Origin of the sequence: Pseudalkalibacillus sp. A8, from assembly GCF_045920555.1 — a bacterium.
In the GTDB taxonomy this organism is placed as follows: domain Bacteria; phylum Bacillota; class Bacilli; order Bacillales; family Fictibacillaceae; genus Pseudalkalibacillus.
The window spans coordinates 5,994,188-6,012,860 of the sequence record NZ_CP174509.1; the positions used below are offsets into that span (position 1 = coordinate 5,994,188).

The 18,673-nt window shown below is 40.9% G+C and carries 17 protein-coding genes and 3 tRNA genes; 1 reads left to right on the forward strand and 19 read right to left on the reverse strand.

Annotated elements, in window-relative coordinates; genetic code table 11:
• Window positions 1-244: 244 nt before the first annotated feature.
• The 16 genes from ACJROX_RS29905 to ACJROX_RS29980 all read right to left on the reverse strand — a co-directional run bounded on the left by ACJROX_RS29905 (window position 245) and on the right by ACJROX_RS29980 (window position 15,009).
• Entirely contained in the window at window positions 245-1,699 is a 1,455-nt protein-coding gene (locus ACJROX_RS29905; RefSeq protein ID WP_408008793.1) for a peptidoglycan DD-metalloendopeptidase family protein, read from the reverse strand.
• A 284-nt stretch (window positions 1,700-1,983) separates the two neighbouring features.
• Window positions 1,984-2,059, reverse strand: a tRNA-Phe gene (locus tag ACJROX_RS29910).
• Window positions 2,060-2,087: 28 nt separating this feature from the next.
• Window positions 2,088-2,163: transfer RNA gene (locus tag ACJROX_RS29915), tRNA-Asp, on the reverse strand.
• A gap of 124 nt (window positions 2,164-2,287) precedes the next feature.
• Window positions 2,288-2,363, reverse strand: a tRNA-Lys gene (locus tag ACJROX_RS29920).
• A 293-nt stretch (window positions 2,364-2,656) separates the two neighbouring features.
• Window positions 2,657-3,943 carry an adenylosuccinate synthase gene (locus ACJROX_RS29925; RefSeq protein WP_408008794.1) on the reverse strand — a complete coding sequence of 429 codons (1,287 nt, stop codon included), beginning with the start codon at window positions 3,941-3,943 and terminating at the stop codon, window positions 2,657-2,659.
• Window positions 3,944-4,195: 252 nt separating this feature from the next.
• Window positions 4,196-5,560 (reverse strand): replicative DNA helicase, encoded by a 1,365-nt coding sequence (dnaB, locus tag ACJROX_RS29930; protein WP_408008795.1) that lies wholly within the window; start codon window positions 5,558-5,560, stop codon window positions 4,196-4,198.
• A gap of 23 nt (window positions 5,561-5,583) precedes the next feature.
• On the reverse strand, window positions 5,584-6,030 hold the full coding sequence (gene rplI, locus ACJROX_RS29935) for a 50S ribosomal protein L9 (protein WP_408008796.1): 447 nt from the start codon (window positions 6,028-6,030) through the stop codon (window positions 5,584-5,586).
• Entirely contained in the window at window positions 6,027-8,000 is a 1,974-nt protein-coding gene (locus tag ACJROX_RS29940) for a DHH family phosphoesterase (protein WP_408008798.1), read from the reverse strand. The genes rplI and ACJROX_RS29940 overlap by 4 nt, the downstream gene beginning before the upstream one ends.
• A 12-nt stretch (window positions 8,001-8,012) precedes the next feature.
• Window positions 8,013-8,948 carry a YybS family protein gene (locus tag ACJROX_RS29945; RefSeq protein ID WP_408008799.1) on the reverse strand — a complete coding sequence of 312 codons (936 nt, stop codon included), beginning with the start codon at window positions 8,946-8,948 and terminating at the stop codon, window positions 8,013-8,015.
• Between the two features lie 137 nt (window positions 8,949-9,085).
• Window positions 9,086-9,781 (reverse strand): Type 1 glutamine amidotransferase-like domain-containing protein, encoded by a 696-nt coding sequence (locus tag ACJROX_RS29950; RefSeq protein WP_408008800.1) that lies wholly within the window; start codon window positions 9,779-9,781, stop codon window positions 9,086-9,088.
• Between the two features lie 787 nt (window positions 9,782-10,568).
• A complete protein-coding gene (gene rpsR, locus ACJROX_RS29955) occupies window positions 10,569-10,796 on the reverse strand; it encodes a 30S ribosomal protein S18 (protein ID WP_221567495.1) in 228 nt (75 codons plus the stop codon).
• A 56-nt stretch (window positions 10,797-10,852) separates the two neighbouring features.
• Entirely contained in the window at window positions 10,853-11,386 is a 534-nt protein-coding gene (gene ssb / locus ACJROX_RS29960; protein ID WP_408008801.1) for a single-stranded DNA-binding protein, read from the reverse strand.
• A gap of 17 nt (window positions 11,387-11,403) precedes the next feature.
• Complete coding sequence (gene rpsF, locus ACJROX_RS29965) at window positions 11,404-11,694, reverse strand: 30S ribosomal protein S6 (RefSeq protein WP_261131402.1); 291 nt, start codon at window positions 11,692-11,694, stop codon at window positions 11,404-11,406.
• 740 nt (window positions 11,695-12,434) lie between these two features.
• Window positions 12,435-13,532: a redox-regulated ATPase YchF gene (ychF, locus tag ACJROX_RS29970; RefSeq protein ID WP_408008802.1), complete on the reverse strand. Its 1,098-nt coding sequence runs from the start codon at window positions 13,530-13,532 to the stop codon at window positions 12,435-12,437.
• 182 nt (window positions 13,533-13,714) lie between these two features.
• Window positions 13,715-13,909 (reverse strand): DUF951 domain-containing protein, encoded by a 195-nt coding sequence (locus tag ACJROX_RS29975; RefSeq protein ID WP_408008803.1) that lies wholly within the window; start codon window positions 13,907-13,909, stop codon window positions 13,715-13,717.
• Window positions 13,910-13,992: 83 nt separating this feature from the next.
• A complete protein-coding gene (locus ACJROX_RS29980; protein WP_408011841.1) occupies window positions 13,993-15,009 on the reverse strand; it encodes a hypothetical protein in 1,017 nt (338 codons plus the stop codon).
• 101 nt (window positions 15,010-15,110) lie between these two features.
• On the opposite strand from ACJROX_RS29980, the gene yyaC reads away from it, so the two are divergent.
• A complete protein-coding gene (gene yyaC / locus ACJROX_RS29985; RefSeq protein ID WP_408008804.1) occupies window positions 15,111-15,731 on the forward strand; it encodes a spore protease YyaC in 621 nt (206 codons plus the stop codon).
• Window positions 15,732-15,921: 190 nt separating this feature from the next.
• Here the strand turns inward: yyaC and ACJROX_RS29990 are convergent, their stop codons facing one another.
• The 3 genes from ACJROX_RS29990 to ACJROX_RS30000 all read right to left on the reverse strand — a co-directional run bounded on the left by ACJROX_RS29990 (window position 15,922) and on the right by ACJROX_RS30000 (window position 18,566).
• Window positions 15,922-16,656, reverse strand: a complete 735-nt coding sequence (locus tag ACJROX_RS29990; RefSeq protein ID WP_408008805.1) for a DUF554 domain-containing protein — start codon at window positions 16,654-16,656, stop codon at window positions 15,922-15,924.
• Between the two features lie 307 nt (window positions 16,657-16,963).
• Window positions 16,964-17,812 (reverse strand): ParB/RepB/Spo0J family partition protein, encoded by an 849-nt coding sequence (locus tag ACJROX_RS29995; protein WP_408008806.1) that lies wholly within the window; start codon window positions 17,810-17,812, stop codon window positions 16,964-16,966.
• Entirely contained in the window at window positions 17,805-18,566 is a 762-nt protein-coding gene (locus tag ACJROX_RS30000) for a ParA family protein (RefSeq protein WP_408008807.1), read from the reverse strand. The genes ACJROX_RS29995 and ACJROX_RS30000 overlap by 8 nt, the downstream gene beginning before the upstream one ends.
• Window positions 18,567-18,673: the final 107 nt, after the last annotated feature.

The following is an 18,673-nucleotide window of genomic DNA, read 5'->3' on the forward strand; positions in this document are numbered from 1 at the left end:
TTCTTATAAAGAAAAACTTGGTCAAAGCTAAACCATTGGATAGCTGAGCCTTAGGTCTAGAAGAAAGTAGCAATACTTTCTTTAAGTGAAAATTAAAACCAATTCAATAGAATGTATATCTTTAAACTTTGTTTTCATAGTTTTCACTTATTTTACCACACAATGTCGGAATGAGGAAATCTACAGGTGTAAAACCTCATTATAGAAAAACCTCCAGCAGGAATGACCTGCCAGAGGTGTCTGTTTATGGGCTGACATAATTTAAGGGATTTTGTAGTGCACCGTTTTTATAAAGCTCAAAGTGCAGGTGTACACCCGTTGAATTCCCGGTAGATCCCATGACGCCAATCTTTTGTCCTTTTTTGACTGTTTGTCCAGGTGAAACACTAATCGAAGCGAGATGAGCATATACCGTTTTAAATCCGTTGTTATGGCTTATTTCAATTTTATTCCCATATCCGCCTGTTGTATAGCCTGCGGATATGACCTTTCCATTATCTGCCGCTAAGATTGAGCGCTCGCTAGGACGCGCGATATCGATTCCTTTATGATCTCTACCCCAGCGTTGGCCTTTATGACTGGAAACATAACCACCAACTGCTGGCCATTGGAACGAGCCAGTCCCGCGTGATGGAATAACCTTCGTCCCTTTCAGCTTAATTTCCTTAACTGGTTCGGAAAGAATTTCCTCATTCAAAACTTCTTCTTCAGTCACTTTTCCATTTGTTTTAGTGATGGCATATTGAACAGCTTTCTTACCATCTTTACCTTTTTGTTCTATTTTTGTTTTACCTTCTAGGATTGAATCGTCTTTTTTAACTTCTGTTTCATGATCGATTGCATATTCCTTCGTCAATCTTTCTTTGACAATCACTTGAGCATATGGCTCATATGCCATTACAATCAGTTCTTGCCCTTCTTTCAATTTATCATCTTTATTGATCTTAGGATTCAATTCATATAACTTTTCCTGGTTAAGGTCATACTTTTTTACGATCGATCTGATCGTTTCATCTTTTTTGACTTCATGTTTTTGTTTCTCCAAGGTACCCATTTCGAATTTGGTTAAAGCATCCTCAGGGTCTGTGAGATCATCTGATTGAACTTTCGCGGGTTCAATATCTACCTCTTGATCGAAGGATACACTTAAAACTTTATCTTCTTTCTTATTATCTTCCTCTTCTTTATTCTCGTCGCTCTCTTCTTCTACTTCCTCAAGTGTTTGTTTGTCCGTATATTCTAGCTTTAATTCGCGGAGTACTTCCTGAGCTTCTTCTTCGTTCTTGAAGTAGCCGAGTGTTTTTCCACCTAATGACAGTTCCACACCTTGTATACCGATTGTAAGACGATCCTCAAGCTTTTGCTTGACTGATGAATGATTGACTTCCGGATTGAAGATTCTTTCAGGAACGTACTCGATAGTTTCGTTAATAGTCAACTGTACATTCTTAAAACGATCTTCAGCTTTCACTTGGACATCCTTTTTGATGTCATCCACAAAACTCTTTTCACTCACAAGACCGATATTTTCCCCATCTACATACACATGATAGACTGTTTTGATAAGTTCAAAACGATCATCCGAAGCTAATGTAGTGGCTGTAAAGCCTAACGACCCAAGTATAAATACTAGAACGGTCAACAAGGCGATTTTTTGAATTCTCCAGAGTCTAGCTCTTTTTATCCTACTTTTTCCCATAGCTCTATTTAGTCTACTCTTCCCCATACCCAAAACTTTTTGTCCCCTCCTACTATGTATTCTGCAGCATATTGGTTATATGTTTTGTGACTTTTAGTCTATTTATAGATATGACACCATTATAAACGGTATCATAAGTCCAAATTATCCGACAATATATTACATAGTATTGTAATGTAACTGTATTGTTGTTGTAAAAACTTTTCCATTTATTTGGGTTTATAGGAAATTAATCCTAAAAAATTGCATAAAAAAAGCATGATTTCAGAGTCATGCAATGTTAATGGTGGCTCGAGACGGAATCGAACCGCCGACACGAGGATTTTCAGTCCTCTGCTCTACCGACTGAGCTATCGAGCCAAATTGAAGTATTGAATTAGTTTAAAGATGGCGGACCCGACCGGATTCGAACCGGCGATCTCCTGCGTGACAGGCAGGCATGTTAACCCCTACACCACGGGTCCAACTAGTTTATTGTAGTAAATGGTGAACCATGAAGGACTCCGACGCGTTAACTAGTCCTGCTGAAAATGCCTTCTATTAATCTTCTGCAGGGGAACCGTAGGTGAGTGTCCCTACAAAAGTGAATGGTGAGCCATGAAGGACTCGAACCTTCGACCCTCTGATTAAAAGTCAGATGCTCTACCAACTGAGCTAATGGCTCTTATTAAAATGAAACTCTGATTTAAACCGACAGATTAAATAGTATCATGTAATCTATTAAATTACAACGAAAATCGACAAGTTTTTAAGACTATTTATCTTATCCTTTGACCACTTATACTAGGCCTATATATGGTTAATGTTTTTAAGAGCGCAATTATAAATTTATCGGCGGAATTAGGAGCTTTATCGGTGAAACGACATAATTCATCAATTTCACACACATAAAGAGTTTGAATATAACGAAATGAACCAGGTATCACCTCAGATACCTGGTTCATTTCGTTATATATGTTATGCAAATACGCCTCTTACCATATTCGTCTGCTTACGGTCTGGCCCTACAGAGAAGATTGACAATGGAATGCCTGTTAACTGGGAAATTCGTTCAACATAGTGACGAGCGTTTTCTGGAAGATCGTCTAACGAGCGTACACCCGTAATGTCTTCTGTCCAACCAGGCATTTCTTCATAAACAGGTTCACATTGAGCAAGCTCTTTAAGGCTTGCAGGAAACTCTTCGATGACTTTTCCGTTGTATTGATATGCTGTACAAATCTTTAATGTTTCAATCCCTGTCAATACGTCGATCGAATTCAGTGATAAATCGGTAATCCCGCTTACACGTCTTGCATGTCGGACAACGACACTGTCAAACCATCCTACACGACGAGGTCGCCCTGTTGTGGTCCCGTATTCATTTCCAACTTCACGGATTTGGTCTCCTGTTTGATCATTCAATTCTGTCGGGAATGGCCCATCTCCTACGCGCGTGGTATACGCTTTGGAGACACCTACGACATGATGGATCTTGGATGGTCCTACACCTGAGCCAATTGTCACTCCGCCAGCAATCGGGTTAGATGAAGTGACAAACGGATATGTCCCTTGGTCGATATCAAGCATGACTCCCTGAGCACCTTCAAACAATACACGTCGGCCGTTATCTAGTGCATCATTCAATGTGACTGAAGTATCCGTTACATATTTCGCAATTTGCTGACCATAATCGTAGTATTCATCGAGGATGTCTTCCAATTTCAGGCCTTCAACTTCATATACTTTTTCAAATAACCGGTTCTTTTCACGTAAATTACGTTCAAGCTTTTCAGCGAATTCTTCTTTATCTAGAAGGTCTGCTATTCGGATTCCTGTACGAGCTGCCTTATCCATGTATGCAGGACCGATCCCTTTTTTCGTTGTTCCGATTTTGTTTTCCCCTTTGTTTTCTTCTTCTAAGATATCAAGCTTCAAGTGATATGGAAGAATGACATGGGCACGGTTGCTGATTCGTAAGTTATCAGTGTTGACACCATGATTGTGGAGATACTCCAATTCTTGGACCAACGCCTTCGGATCGATGACCATCCCGTTTCCGATGACACACGTCTTGTTATCATAAAAGATCCCTGATGGAATCAAGTGTAGTTTATATTTCTTTTCATTAAATACAATTGTGTGACCGGCGTTATTTCCGCCTTGATAACGTGCAATAACTTCCGCATCTTGTGATAAATAATCTGTAATTTTACCTTTTCCTTCGTCTCCCCATTGGGTACCAACGACAACAACAGAACTCATATTTACACCTCCAAGGTTATGTAACAGTTCGTCTATTGCTTTAAAAACAATGCTAAGTTTATCAATATAACGTGTAAATGTCAATAAATCCGAACGATTATATTGACATTTTTTAATATGTTCGTAATTAGATAACATAGAACAACCATAATTTTTATACCCTGGCTATATTGTACCCCTTTATTCGGGTCAAATTAATTCAAAGTGAAAATAAAATTATAAAAAGACAGAGCGATCTTAATCGCTCTGTCCCTATGCGCCAGGCGGCATTTCATTCTCATCAAACCGCCGTTCTAAATTAACAAATTTGTTATATTCTTTAACGAAAGCGAGCTCGACGGTTCCGACTGGGCCATTACGTTGCTTCGCAATGATAATTTCAATGATATCTTTATTTTCACTTTCTTTATCATAATAATCATCACGATAAAGGAAGGCGATGATATCTGCATCTTGCTCGATACTTCCCGATTCACGTATATCTGACATCATCGGTCGTTTATCCTGACGGGATTCAACTCCACGGGATAGCTGTGAAAGTGAAATGACCGGCACTTCAAGTTCACGTGCAAGGCCTTTCAGTGAACGGGAAATTTCAGATACTTCCTGCTGACGGTTCTCTCCTGACTTTCCATTTCCCAGAATCAATTGCATATAGTCAATCAGGATCATGCCGAGTCCTTTTTCCTGCTTTAAACGACGGCATTTCGCCCGAATATCACTAACACGTACGCCTGGCGTATCATCAATATAGATACCGGCGTTTGAAAGGCTGCCCATCGCCATCGTCAGCTTTTGCCAGTCTTCTGGCTGCAGATCCCCAGTACGAAGGCGCTGCGCATCGATATTGCCCTCTGCACAAAGCATACGCATGACAAGCTGCTCTGCCCCCATCTCCAAACTGAAGATAGCTACATTCTCATCTGTTTTCGTCGCTACATTTTGTGCAATATTCAATGCAAAAGCAGTCTTACCGACTGATGGACGGGCTGCGACGATGATCAAGTCATTTCGCTGGAAACCAGCCGTTATCCGATCTAGCTCTACAAAGCCAGTTGGTATCCCAGTGATGTCTCCTTTTTTATTTTGGAGCATTTCGATATTATCATAGGCTTGAACGAGAACATCTTTAATCGATTTGAATACGCCGGTGTTTTTCCTTTGTGCAACTGCTAGAATATTCTTCTCTGCTTCATTCAAAATTTGTTCTACTTCATCTTCACGGGAATAACCGTTTGCTGCAATGTCCGTTGCAGTTCGGATCAATCTTCTGAGCAACGATTTTTCTTCTACGATTTGCCCATAATATTCAATATTTGCAGCTGTAGGTACTGAATTGGCAAGGTCACTTAAATAAGACACCCCACCTACTTCCTCTAGAAGCTTATGATCCTGTAATTCCGATGTAACAGTTACTAGGTCAATTGGCTCCCCTTTTTCTGACAAATTGACCATCACAGAAAAAATGCGTTGATGAGCTGCCCGGTAAAAATCTTCAGGCATCAAGAGTTCTGTTACTGTCGTCAACGATTCAGGCTCTAGAAAGACAGCCCCGAGGACTGCCTGCTCTGCTTCAATATTATGAGGAGGGATCCGATCTGAGAAAAGATCACTCATAGCTTTTCCTCCTGTTCATTCTATTATTTCTCTTCCGATACATGTACTTTCAATGTTGCGGTTACTTCTGGATGTAGTTTCATAGGTACATTCGTATAACCTAAAGAGCGTATCGGGTCGGAAAGCTCGATCTTACGCTTATCAACCTTATAGCCTTTTTTCTTAAGTTCTGCTGCAATTTGCTTGTTTGTAATAGAACCGAATAAGCGGCCGCCTTCACCAGCTTTAGTTGAAAGTTCAATGGTGAGTTTTTCAAGCTCATTCTTGAGTTTAACAGCTTCGTGACGTTCTTCTTCTGCTTGCTTCTTTTCACTCTCTTTCTTTTTCTCAAGAGTTTTAAGGTTGCCTTTATTCGCTTCCTTTGCGAGATTGTTCGGGAATAGATAGTTGCGTGCGTATCCTTCCGAAACGTTCTTCACTTCGCCTTGTTTTCCTTTACCTTTTACATCTTTAATAAAGATAACCTTCATTCCTCGTCTCCCCCTTCAAAATATTGATCAATAATCTCTTTCAATTGTCGTTCTGCTTCTTCAATCGTAACATCTTCCAATTGAGCCGCTGCATTCGTCAAGTGACCGCCGCCATTTAATCTTTCCATGATCAACTGGACATTCACATCACCAAGCGATCGGGCACTAATACTGATTTTATCATCAACCCGCTTCGAAATGACAAACGATGCCAGAACGCCAGACATAGATAACAATGTATCGGCCGCTTGAGCGATGAGCACTTGGCCGAACTCCTCATCTTCATCTCCCTTAGCAATTGCAATGCCGCCTTTATAGATGTGGGAATTCTGAATCAACCTTGAACGTTTTACATAACGTTCGATATCTTCTTTAAGGAACTTCTGTACGAGAATCGTATCTGCTCCATGAGAACGTAAATACGAAGCTGCATCGAATGTCCTCGATCCTGTACGTAACGTGAAGCTCTTCGTATCTACAATAATACCAGCTAATAAAGCAGTTGCCTCTAGAATTTCCATTTTTCTAAGTTTTGGTTGGTATTCTAGTAATTCGGTGACAAGTTCTGCCGTAGATGAGGCATAAGGCTCCATATATACAAGTACCGGATCATCGATAAAATCTTCACCACGACGGTGGTGGTCGATGACGATCACCTTTTCTAACTTATTGACTAATCGTTCCTCAATGACTAGCGATGGTTTATGTGTATCAACGACAACTAGCAGTGTATTCGGAGTTGCCCGTTCCAGCGCTTCCTCAGGGGTAACGAAATGCTCCCAAAGCTCTTCCTTCTCTTTGATTTCCTCAAGCAATCGTTGAATACCGATATCAATGTCATTTTGATCAAGCACTACACTGCATGGCCTATCGTTTATGCTTGCAACTTTCAAAATACCGATACAAGCTCCCAGGGCGTCCATATCAGGGTTTTTATGGCCCATAACAATAACTTGATCACTATCTAATACAAGCTCTGTAAGAGCATGGGAAATCACTCGTGCACGGACACGGGTCCGTTTTTCCATCGGGTTCGTTTTCCCACCATAGAAACGTACTTTCCCGTTCGTCTGTTTGATGGCGACCTGGTCACCGCCACGCCCCAAAGCAAGATCCAAGCTTGATTGAGCTAGTTGTCCTAGCTCAGGCAACATAGCCGAACCGCTTCCAAGCCCGATACTTAAGGTCAACGGGATGTTCTGCTTAGATGTGAGATCCCGTACTTCATCCAATAGAGCGAATTTAGTCTTCTCTAGTTCCGCTAAGATCCGTTGATTCAATACAGCGATAAATCGGTCTGAAGATGTCCGTTTCAAGAATATCCCGTAATCGGTAGCCCATTGGTTCAGAATGGAGGTCACTTTGCTGTTGATGTTACTTCGTACTTGATCGTCCATTCCTTGTGTGACTTCATCATAATTGTCCAGAAAGATGAGCCCGATGACTGTCTGTTCTTCATCATAAAGTCTTTCCACTTCAACTTGTTCGGTGACATCCGAGAAGTATAACAAACGTTCTTCCCTTTTTAAATAAACACGGTATTTCCGTTTATTCACCTTGATGATTTCTTCTTTTTCTTCCCCTTTGATGAAAGGGATAAGCTCTTCAGAAATCAGGTTAAGGGAATTCCCGATAAAAGATTCTTGCTCAATGATCGTTGTCAAATAAGGATTCGTCCATTCGATTTTATACTGCTCGTCGTAAAGGATGATCCCGATCGGCATTTCCATCAGGGCTTCTTCCCCTACTTTTTTCACTCGGTGTGAAAGCGTAGAAATATAATCCTCTATATTCGACCGGAATTCAATTTCCTTTATCAACGCAAAATAAACCGTCACACCAAGTACGAAAAAAGCGACGATTCCCATTATCCAATTATAGTAGGTGATGATTCCTATGAATATAGCTAAAATTACAAGTAATAAGAGAATATGTAATTCCTGCCATCTTTTTTCAAAAAACTTCGGCATGATGGTCAGCTCCTACGCTTCAGGCTTAATCCGCTTTCTTAAATCAAATCCTAAATCAATTATACCTAAGATACGTACCACATGTAATCCCACTGGTATGATAAATAGACTTATGGTAATGAGTATCGGTATCGTCTTCCCTTTTTTCTTCACCCAGAAATAGAAATAGATGAATGCCAACCCTTGGATGGCAAGTATAATTTCCAAGACTATATATAAGTTCATTATAACGATATAAAGAGCTGAGCCTTGTTCTGGATTCGTCAATTGAAGTAAAATCGTGGCAAGGTAATACCAGATGATACTCTTTGGGAATGACCAATTACGGAATGGTTCCCAATGTGGAATATCCACCTTAAACCGCTTCATTAGTAGGTTCGTTACAAAAATGGATGCGAAGGCAAAAAGCACTGATAGGATGACAAACAATGCAGGAATGAGATATGGAACAATTTCAACCAAATCCCTCAATTGTTGTATGGTAGCCTCTGCATCCCCGCCCACAGCACCGCTGATATTTTCAGTAAGTGCAATGGTCTCTTCAATGGATTGCTTCATTGCATCAATTAAATTGATATTTAAAAAAAGTATACTGATAACATAGATAAGTATGAAATTCGCTAAATATGTCAATGCCGTTCCTGCTAAAAGACCGAATGAGGATATTTTTTTTCGGTAAAGATGTCCCATGACTACCCCGACGGATCCAAACAAAATCGGAACATTGATCGCTGCTACGGTCCCTAAAATAATGGATAATACGATAGTTGTCATCACAAATACGAGACTCTTTTTCACACCATGCCGTACCGTATAAATCGTAAAAGGCAAGGACAGTAAAAAAATCGTAAATAAGGATAATACCGGTAAGAAAAGTGTTATAAGAAATAATACAGCATAAAGGGACGCGAGTATAGCCCCTTCTGTTAAAGCTCTAGTTTGATTCACGATGTCACCTCATCTGTAACTTTAAATCCTTTTCTATTGTATGGGTTTCTATGGTTTGGTTCAAACATAATTGTTCACTTTGAAGACTGCTGAAAAGGAATGTTTTCCCCATCAAAGGCTACCCCCTTATTTCCATATTAGCCGAGAAAAAGTGGATTTATCCTTTCTTCGTGAACAAGACCATCCTTCAATTTCAAGCTATAAGCTGAAGCGTTCCTTCTTGATGATACGATTCGTTCCAGTTTCCCATTTATATAATGAAGTGCGACACCATCATCGGCAGCCATTCCTTCTTTTACACTTCGGTCCTTTAAATAGTGATGGTATGCAGGACGGCGTGCTTCCTCTCCATCATAATGGGGACAGTTGCTTCCATTCAGGAAACCAAAGCATGTGATCGGTGAAATTTTACCTGGATATGAATCCGTCAGTCCTTGCTCGAACCAACAAATAGATCCAGCACTCAATCCTGCTAATATAACCCCTTTTTTCCAAGCCCGATACAGAATCGCATCCAGTCCCCATTCTTTCCAGAGTGCAAGCAGATTCTTTGTGTTTCCTCCACCAACATAAATGATATCTTGGTCCAACACAAATGGCTCAATCGAATGTGGGGGTTTGTAAAGTGATAAATACGTTGGCTGGCATTTAAGAGTTTTGAACGACCGGAGGAACCTCTCGATATATCCGTCTGCATCCCCGCTTGCTGTCGGAAGAAAGCAAACTTTAGGATTTCCTGTACGTGCTTGGTTCAGAATGTATCGGTCGAGCAGTAAATTATCAGGCTCCATCGAAAACCCGCCGCCACCCATGGCAATGATTTGCGTGTCCATCTCTATCTTCCATCCTTTTAAAAGAATCTAATAACATGATATTTTCCATACTCACTACCTATATCCTTTAAATTAATTTCAATCAAGCACCCACAGTTTTTTTATAGAAGGCTGTTAAATGTAAAAAGGACTCGCCCTGGGCGGGACGCAGTCCTTCGGTATTTGATTGAAAAATTCATTATAACCTAGGAGCAGCTAATTGAATCATGTTCTTGGAAGCCGAGTAAAATGATCATCGTGTGTCAAGCGATGGAGGACCTCTCTACACTGGAGTGTTCGGATGAGGGTTCATTAAAGGAGAATGAGGGCATCCATTCCATGAACGATTAGCTAACTCACAATACATAGTATGTAATACGGACAAGTCTGTTTGGACAAGTGTTGACGACTTCAGCACATTTTTCATCTGTTTGACTTATCTGTTAGTCATCATTGTTGATTTTCTACGAAATTCACTCCCTTTCCGAGGGCTAAAGAAAAGCGGAAGCGACCCGCTTAGTTCCGTAGGTCACTGGAAAATGACGAGCAGATTTGGTTCTGCTTGGGTATACGCTTCAACATAAATCAATGTGTCGACCGCCGCAGGAAGTTTGAAGGATCCAAGTGACTGGTCGCTGAGACATCACTTCCACGGGGTCTTGCCTGGCGCTTTTCCCGCAGGAGTGTCGTAAAATATCACTTAAAGACAAAACCATCGAATATACCTAGACTGATAATATCAATTTCGATGAAATTATACGTAATATAAAAAAAGCAATAGGATGTTGAACCCTACTGCTTTTCCCCTCTACTCAGCGGAGTATGGAAGCAATGCCATTTGACGGGCACGCTTGATTGCTCTTGTCAATTGACGTTGATATTTCGCAGAAGTTCCAGTTACACGACGCGGAAGAATTTTTCCACGCTCGGAAACGAAACGCTTAAGAAGATCAACATCTTTATAGTCGATGTAAGTAATTTGGTTTACTGTGAAAAAACAAACCTTTTTACGCTTTCTACGTCCTGGACGAGGCATGCATAACCCTCCTTTTCATTTGTTGTCAGTCGTTCATTTATAATCGTTGATGTCCATCAGAACGGTAAATCGTCATCTGAGATGTCGATCGGTTTACCATCGTTTGCAAAAGGATCATCATTAGAGTCGTTTTTACGGTTCTGATTGCCACCGCCGAAATTCTGATTCCCAGAATTTCCGTAGCCTCCTCCTTGGCTTCCTTGCCCAGCGAAAGGATTATCCTGATCTCGGTATCCACCTTGATTAGATGGACCTGACCCAGAACCCGATCCTTTTGGCTCAAGGAATTGAACACTTTCTGCCATTACTTCGGTTACGTACACTCGACGACCTTCATTATTATCGTAAGAACGTGTTTGCAAACGGCCGTCTACGCCAGCCAGGCTTCCTTTTTTCAAGAAATTAGCTGCGTTTTCTGCTTGTCTGCGCCATACGACGATATTGATAAAATCCGCTTCACGATCCCCTTGCTGGTTAGTGAAAGGACGGTTAACCGCCAGTGTAAAGTTTGCTACGGCTACGCCATTCGGTGTGTAGCGCAGCTCCGGATCTTTCGTTAGCCGGCCGACAAGAATAATGCGGTTGATCAACAGAACCACTCCTTAAATTACTGCTGTTCGTTTACGATTGTCATAAAACGAAGAACGCTGTCATCGATCTTCATTAGACGGTCAAATTCGTTAATAGCTTCAGTTTCTGCATTTACATACATAACTGTATAGAAGCCATCACGGAAATCATTGATTTCATAAGCAAGACGACGCTTACCCATGTCATCAACTTTTTCAATTTCAGCACCGTTATCAGTGAGGATATTTTGAGCTTTTTCAGTTACAGCTTTTTTAGCATCCTCTTCTAGATTCGGGCGCAGAATGTACATGATTTCATATCTACGCATTCCGGTCACCTCCCTTTGGTCTTAGCGGCTTTTACTCTTGTAAAAGCAAGGAGAGTCAATTATCTAAACAATAATAACTCACACCGACTCATTATAGCAAAAAGTCCAAGCTATAACAAGGGAAGATTAATGATTTCATAACGTTCACCTTTTTGGCACCTTATTTTCATTAGGGAATTATTGAAAAGATGAAAGGGGCTGACTTAAAAGAAACCAAAATAATTTTTTATCTCTGACGCCAGAGAACTTATTTGCTTGAAATCATTGTCGGGTTTTGCTTAATTAGCGGAAAAGATTTCCACTAATTTTAAGGCTCTGTTATTTTTCATTGTTGATATTTGCGAAATTCACTCCCTTTCCGAGGGCTAAAGAAAAGCGGAAGCGACCCGCTTAGTTACGCAGGTCACTGGAAAAATGACGAGAAGGCTCGAACCAAACAAAGATTTGGTTCTGCGTGGGTATACGCTTCAACATAAATCAATGTATCGACCGCCGCAGGTAGTTTGAAGTGATCCAAGTGACTGGTCGCTGAGCTGGACATCACTTCCACGGGGTCTCGCCTGGCTCGCTTTTCCCGCTGGAGTGTCGCGAATTAGCTTGTAAAAATCAACTACAAAATTTAATAGCGCTAATTTTAAAAAGGCTGCCCAAAAGACAGAGCAAACCACTCCAAGGCAACATCTAAGTGCTCAACTCCCGGAACAGTCTGCCCTTTATTGGTCAGCTATCGAATGATAGGTCTATACGTTAAAACGGAAATGGATGACGTCTCCATCCTTGACTACATATTCTTTTCCTTCTAATCTTACTCTCCCATTATCACGAGCAACAGCCATTGAACCGGCTGCAACTAAATCGTCATAAGAAACCACTTCCGCCCGGATGAACCCACGTTCAAAATCCGTATGGATGATGCCTGCGGCTTGAGGAGCTTTCGTCCCTTGACGGAAGGTCCAGGCTCTTACTTCCTGTTCTCCGGCCGTGAAGTAGGTGGCCAGACCTAATAAATTGTAGGCTGCACGGATTAACTGATCCAATCCGCTCTCTTCAATTCCGAGCTCTTCTAAGAATGCTTCCTTCTCTTCTCCATCAAGCTCTGCAATTTCGGATTCGACCTTCGCGCTGATCACTATCACTTCTGCTTTTTCGTTTGATGCATACTCTCTTACACGTTCAACGAGTTCATTTCCACCCTCCAACAAATCGTCTTCTCCAACGTTTGCTACATAGAGGACTGGTTTCATAGTGAGAAGATGAAGGCCGTGGACGAGTTTTCTCTCTTCTTTTGTCAATTCTACACTTCGAGCAGGTTTTTCTGCTTCAAACGCTGTTTTCAATTTTGAAAGTACTTCGAATTCATAGGAAGCTTCTTTATCTTTTTGACGTGCAAGCTTTTCAACACGTGTGATTCGTTTTTCTACGGTTTCCATATCAGCAAAGATCAGTTCAAGGTTGATTGTTTCAATATCATCAATCGGATCTACTTTCCCAGAAACATGAGTGATATTATCGTCTTCAAAACAACGGACGACATGAGAAATCGCATCGACCTGGCGAATATGAGACAAGAATTGGTTCCCAAGCCCCTCTCCTTTACTCGCCCCTTTTACAATGCCAGCAATATCCGTGAATTCAAAATGTGTCGGTACAGTCTTCTTCGGGTTCACTAGTTCAGTTAGTTTTTGTAAACGATGATCGGGAACATCCACGATTCCTACGTTCGGATCGATTGTGCAGAACGGGTAGTTTGCACTTTCTGCTCCAGCTTGTGTGATCGCATTGAATAAGGTAGATTTTCCTACATTCGGTAATCCAACAATCCCAGTTGTTAAAGCCATCTATATACACTCCTTTAATTATCCACCTGTTATACATCCTTTCCAATTATAGAGAGAAGTGCCGAAAAAGACAAGCGTAGACACGCGTTTCTATCCTATTACGAATCGATACCAAACCACATTCATCCTTATGTTCCACGTGAAACATTCAAAATAAAAAAGCAAGCCTCTGGGGCTTACCTTTAATGATCAGTAAGTACTTTTTTCAACTTTCGAACGAATTCTCTTCTCGGAAGCAAGACACTATGTTCGCAACCCATACATTTAATTCGTATGTCAGCACCTAACCGGATTACTTTCCAGCGATTTTCCCCGCAAGGGTGAGGTTTTTTCATTTCGACAATATCATTAAGCTCAAACTCTTTTGTCTGGCTCATAGCATCTGCCCTCCATTCATTATCCGTACCTCTATATTACAAAGGATGTGACCTGTACGCAAGGTTCTTCAAAGCTTATCGCCTTAAGTTTTTTCCGCTCGGCTAATGAACGGCTGAAGGATGATTGCCGCTAAAATGTAGAGGTTAATGATTCCGTAAATCGGGTATAAAACCGCTATAAGAGTCGAAAATCCAAAGATCGTCAATGGCATCATGATAAGCAGCAAAACCGCACTCATCATCCAGAACGGCATCGAAGTTTTATCCCGGAATCTCGAAATGATTCCAAAGACACCGGAAGCTGCTGTCGTATAGATCGCAATCCATAACAGGATAGACATGATCAATACCCAGAAATACGGGTAATGCTTTAATATCGCAAACAATGGGATTTCATAAAGCATGATTTCATTCGCAATGGAAATCAATGATTGGTTATACAAAAGGGAGATTCCGCCTAGTACAACCCCGCTTCCTATGCTTGCAATGAGTATTTCTCCTTTATGACGGATCTGATCCCCTACTGCAGATAACACAGCAACAAGAGGTAAAATGTTGAGGGCGGTAAAAGTAAAGGCTGACGGCCAATTGGATTGGTGACGCAAATCAATCGGAAACTGATCCATATGGTTCTTAGTGAACAAAAACAAGACGAATAATAACAGGATAACCAGGATCGGGATGACAAAAGCGTTCATGGAAATCATTCCTTCCACATCCCAAAAGAATAATAATACGAGCAAGGTGACGATGAATAAAACACCGATCCAATAGGGAACTCGAAATGTATGTAAGGTCGCTCCACCACCAGCCAGCATGACGACGGTTGTGGAAAACAAATATAGAATGATCAATATATCAAATACACCACTTGCTCTAGATCCGATCAATTTTTCCAATACGGGACGGTAATGTATTGTCTTTTCCTTAAAACCCATGGACATGATAACGTAACAACAAAAACTGAACAATAGGGAAAACAACACGATAGCAAGTACACTTTCTTGGCCAAAAAATTGCCACAGTTCTCTTCCTGAGGCATATCCTGCTCCTATGACGGTTCCCAAGATTAGGAACATCCATTGCAATCCTGATCGCACCAATTCATTATCCTCCCTAACGTTTAGTATTTATCGGATTTATGTATAGAGTCCAAATTTTATCCGTATACTGATACTACTATTACAAAGGAGAGGGTCCTATGAATCTAAAACGGAGATTACTTTCAAAAAAACCGTTTCAATATAAAATTCATCATGAAGACCAAGATGCGATTCAAGAAGTCACCCGTAATCTAGTCAAGCTTCTTCCTCCATCAAGACCGATTGTAATTGTATGTATCGGAACCGACCGTTCAACTGGAGACTCATTAGGACCACTAGTCGGTACAAAACTGAAAGCAAAACACTCATCTCATTATGAAGTATTTGGGACCCTCGAAGAACCAGTACACGCAGTCAATCTTGAAGAACGATTAGAGGAAATCAGGAAAACGCATATCAATCCTTTCATTATCGGAATCGATGCCTGTTTAGGTAAATTAAGCAGTGTCGGAATGGTGTCATTAGGTGAAGGGCCTGTCAAGCCTGGAGCCGCTGTTAAGAAACAATTACCGCCAGTTGGGGAGATTCATCTTACGGGAATTGTGAATGTCAGTGGATTCATGGAGTATTTTGTCCTTCAGAATACCCGGTTGAATTTAGTGATGAAAATGGCAGACTTGATAGCAGAGGGGATCTATTTAGCAAGTGTGAGAAACAGCTTCCAAAAACGGACTACTGCTGAAGCAACGTTAACGAAAGATCTTGCCGAATTACAATAAGGGTGCTGACTCGGATTCAGCACTCTTTCTTTATTATTCGGCTCTGTTCAATAGCTCTGTTGATTTGGGTTTATTTCCCTTCTATTTTCATGGACCGATGAGAGCAAGCTCGCCTTTGGAAAATCCTTTTACACGAATCAGCTAAAAACACTAAGAAATCAACACTTAAGCTTTAACAGGAGCCTATTATTTAAAAAATAAAAGAAAAAACATTCAAGAAGGCTTGTTTGTATTGGAGGAGATACACAAGGATTGCAGCCACCAGCAAGCTTGGTAAGAGATTCAAAACCTTTACGTGTAACACCTTCAACAAGTTGAGACCGATCGCACAAATGAGAATTCCCCCAGTTGCCGTTAATTCTGTTATCAAGGTTCGCAGCTGCTCTGGATCAAAAAGGTTTTGGATTTGCGTAGCAAGCAGCGCGATCACTCCCTGGTACAAAACCACAGGGATCGCAGAAAATATGACACCGAATCCCATGGTAGTCGTAAAAATCATTGATATAAAAGCATCTATCAAGGATTTTGTATATAGCACTTCATGGTCAAGCCGTAGTCCACTATCTAAAGCTCCAACGACTGAAAGTGCCCCAATAACGAAAACCATTGTCGCTGTGACGAAAGCTTTCGCTACACTTCCTTCTTTTTTGGCTCCTGCTTTCCTTTCAATCCACGAACCTAACCGATTCAAATGATCATCCAAGCGTAAACTTTCACCAATCACTCCTCCGATTGCCAGACTGATGATGACAAGAAGAATATGATTGCTTTCAAACCCCATTTTTATTCCTAAAAGAACAACTGCTAGGCCCATTGCCTGTAATACAGTTGTTTTTGTGCTTTCTGGAATTTTGGTGAAAATGAGTCCGAGTGCTGTTCCAACTACAATTGCTAACCCATTTACAATGGTTCCGAGTAAAACCATGGTCCCCCCCACTTTCCTCTATATCTAACATTTCAACCTATCATACCACTAAGGAAAAAAATGAAAAACCTTTGTGCATTGTCCTAATATAAAAACTACTGTAAAAGAAAGGCTGTTTTCTAAAAGTTAGTGGAAATATGCGAGACTTCTGCGGAAAAAGCAAGCTAAGCGAGACCCCGCAAGCGAGGAACGAGCTGAGGAGGCTTGCAGATTGCCCGCGGAAAGCGAGTATATTTCCAAATTGGAAAAAACAACAATCTATATAAAAACAGCCAAAAGAAAAAACCATCTCTATAGATGGCCTGTACTACGCTTTCCCTTCCAGCATTTCTAAAATTCGGTTCAGATCGTCTTGTGAAAAAAAATCGATTTCGATCTTACCTTTTTGTTTGTTCTGTTTAATGGATACAGTAGTGCCGAACCGTTCTCGTAACGTTTCCTCTTTCTCTTTTACGAATACATTTTTCTCGGGTTTTCGTTTCTTTGTTTCACGTGAAACATTATTATTCATTTGCTGTACGATCATTTCGACTTGCCGTACACTTAAATTTTCTTTCACGATTCGTTGGACTAGAGGGCTGATCTTGGCTTTGTTCTTAACTGCAAGTAACGCCCTGCCATGCCCCATCGATAATTTTTTCTCAGCCAATAACTGTTGGACCAATGAAGGCAACTGCAACAATCTTAAATGATTGGCGATATGAGGACGGCTTTTCCCTAACCTGTGGGCTAATTGTTCTTGGGTCAGTTCGAGCTCCTGCATCAAGCTTGCATAGGCTTGTCCTTCTTCAATCGGGTTTAAATCCTCCCTCTGCAGGTTCTCTATTAATGCCAATTCCATCATCTTCTGCTCATTCAACTCTTTGACGATGACTGGTATTTTTTTAAGCCCTGACTCCTTTGCTGCACGATATCTGCGCTCGCCGACCACGATTTCATAGCCCTTTATGCTTTTCCGGACGATAATAGGCTGAAGAATACCGTGTGTTTCAATAGATTCTTTTAATTCATCAATCGATTTTTGATCAAACGTTTTCCTTGGTTGATAAGGATTCGGACGGATTTCACTCAATTCGATTTCTTGGATCTCATGTTCCGTCTCTAATTCGTTAGCTGGGAATAAAGCATTAAATCCTTTTCCTAATCCTCTAGCCATTCGTCATCACTTCCTTTGCGAGGTCTAAATACACTTCAGCTCCCCGGGATTTCGGATCATAGATGATGATTGGTTTCCCGTGGCTAGGTGCTTCACTTAAACGGACATTTCGGGGGATGACAGTCCCATAAACTTTTTCTTGAAAATATTTCTTCACTTCATCAATCACTTGCATCCCCAGATTCGTCCTGGCATCAAACATCGTAAGCAGAACTCCTTCAATCATCAGTTGCTTATTCAAATGTTTTTGGACCAGCCTCACTGTATTAAGTAATTGGCTCAATCCTTCCAATGCATAGTACTCACATTGAACAGGAATAAGGACGGCATCAGCTGCTGTCAATGAATTGATCGTCAAAAGACCTAGTGATGGAGGACAATCAATGATTATGTAGTCAAACTGATCAGTTATTAGCTCGATTGCTCGTTTCAACCGGACTTCGCGTGAAATCGTTGGAACGAGTTCGATTTCTGCTCCAGCAAGCTGTATAGAAGATGGAATGATATATAACCCTTCTACATCGGTTTGTTGTACGACTTTACTTGCATCTACATCATCTACAAGAACGTCGTAAATACATTGTTCGATATCCCCTTTATCTATACCTACACCGCTTGTGGCGTTCCCCTGGGGGTCAATATCAATAAGCAAAACTTTCTTCCCTAGATATGCTAAACATGCACCTAGGTTCACAGATGTGGTTGTTTTGCCAACCCCGCCTTTCTGATTGGCAATCGCTACGACTTTCGCCACAATGTCACCTACCCTTACCCTACACTACTTTGTTTTTATTTTATCATGAAAATATGAGGATGAATGGACTTTTTGTTTAAAAACGTCGAAAGAAATACAATGAGAGT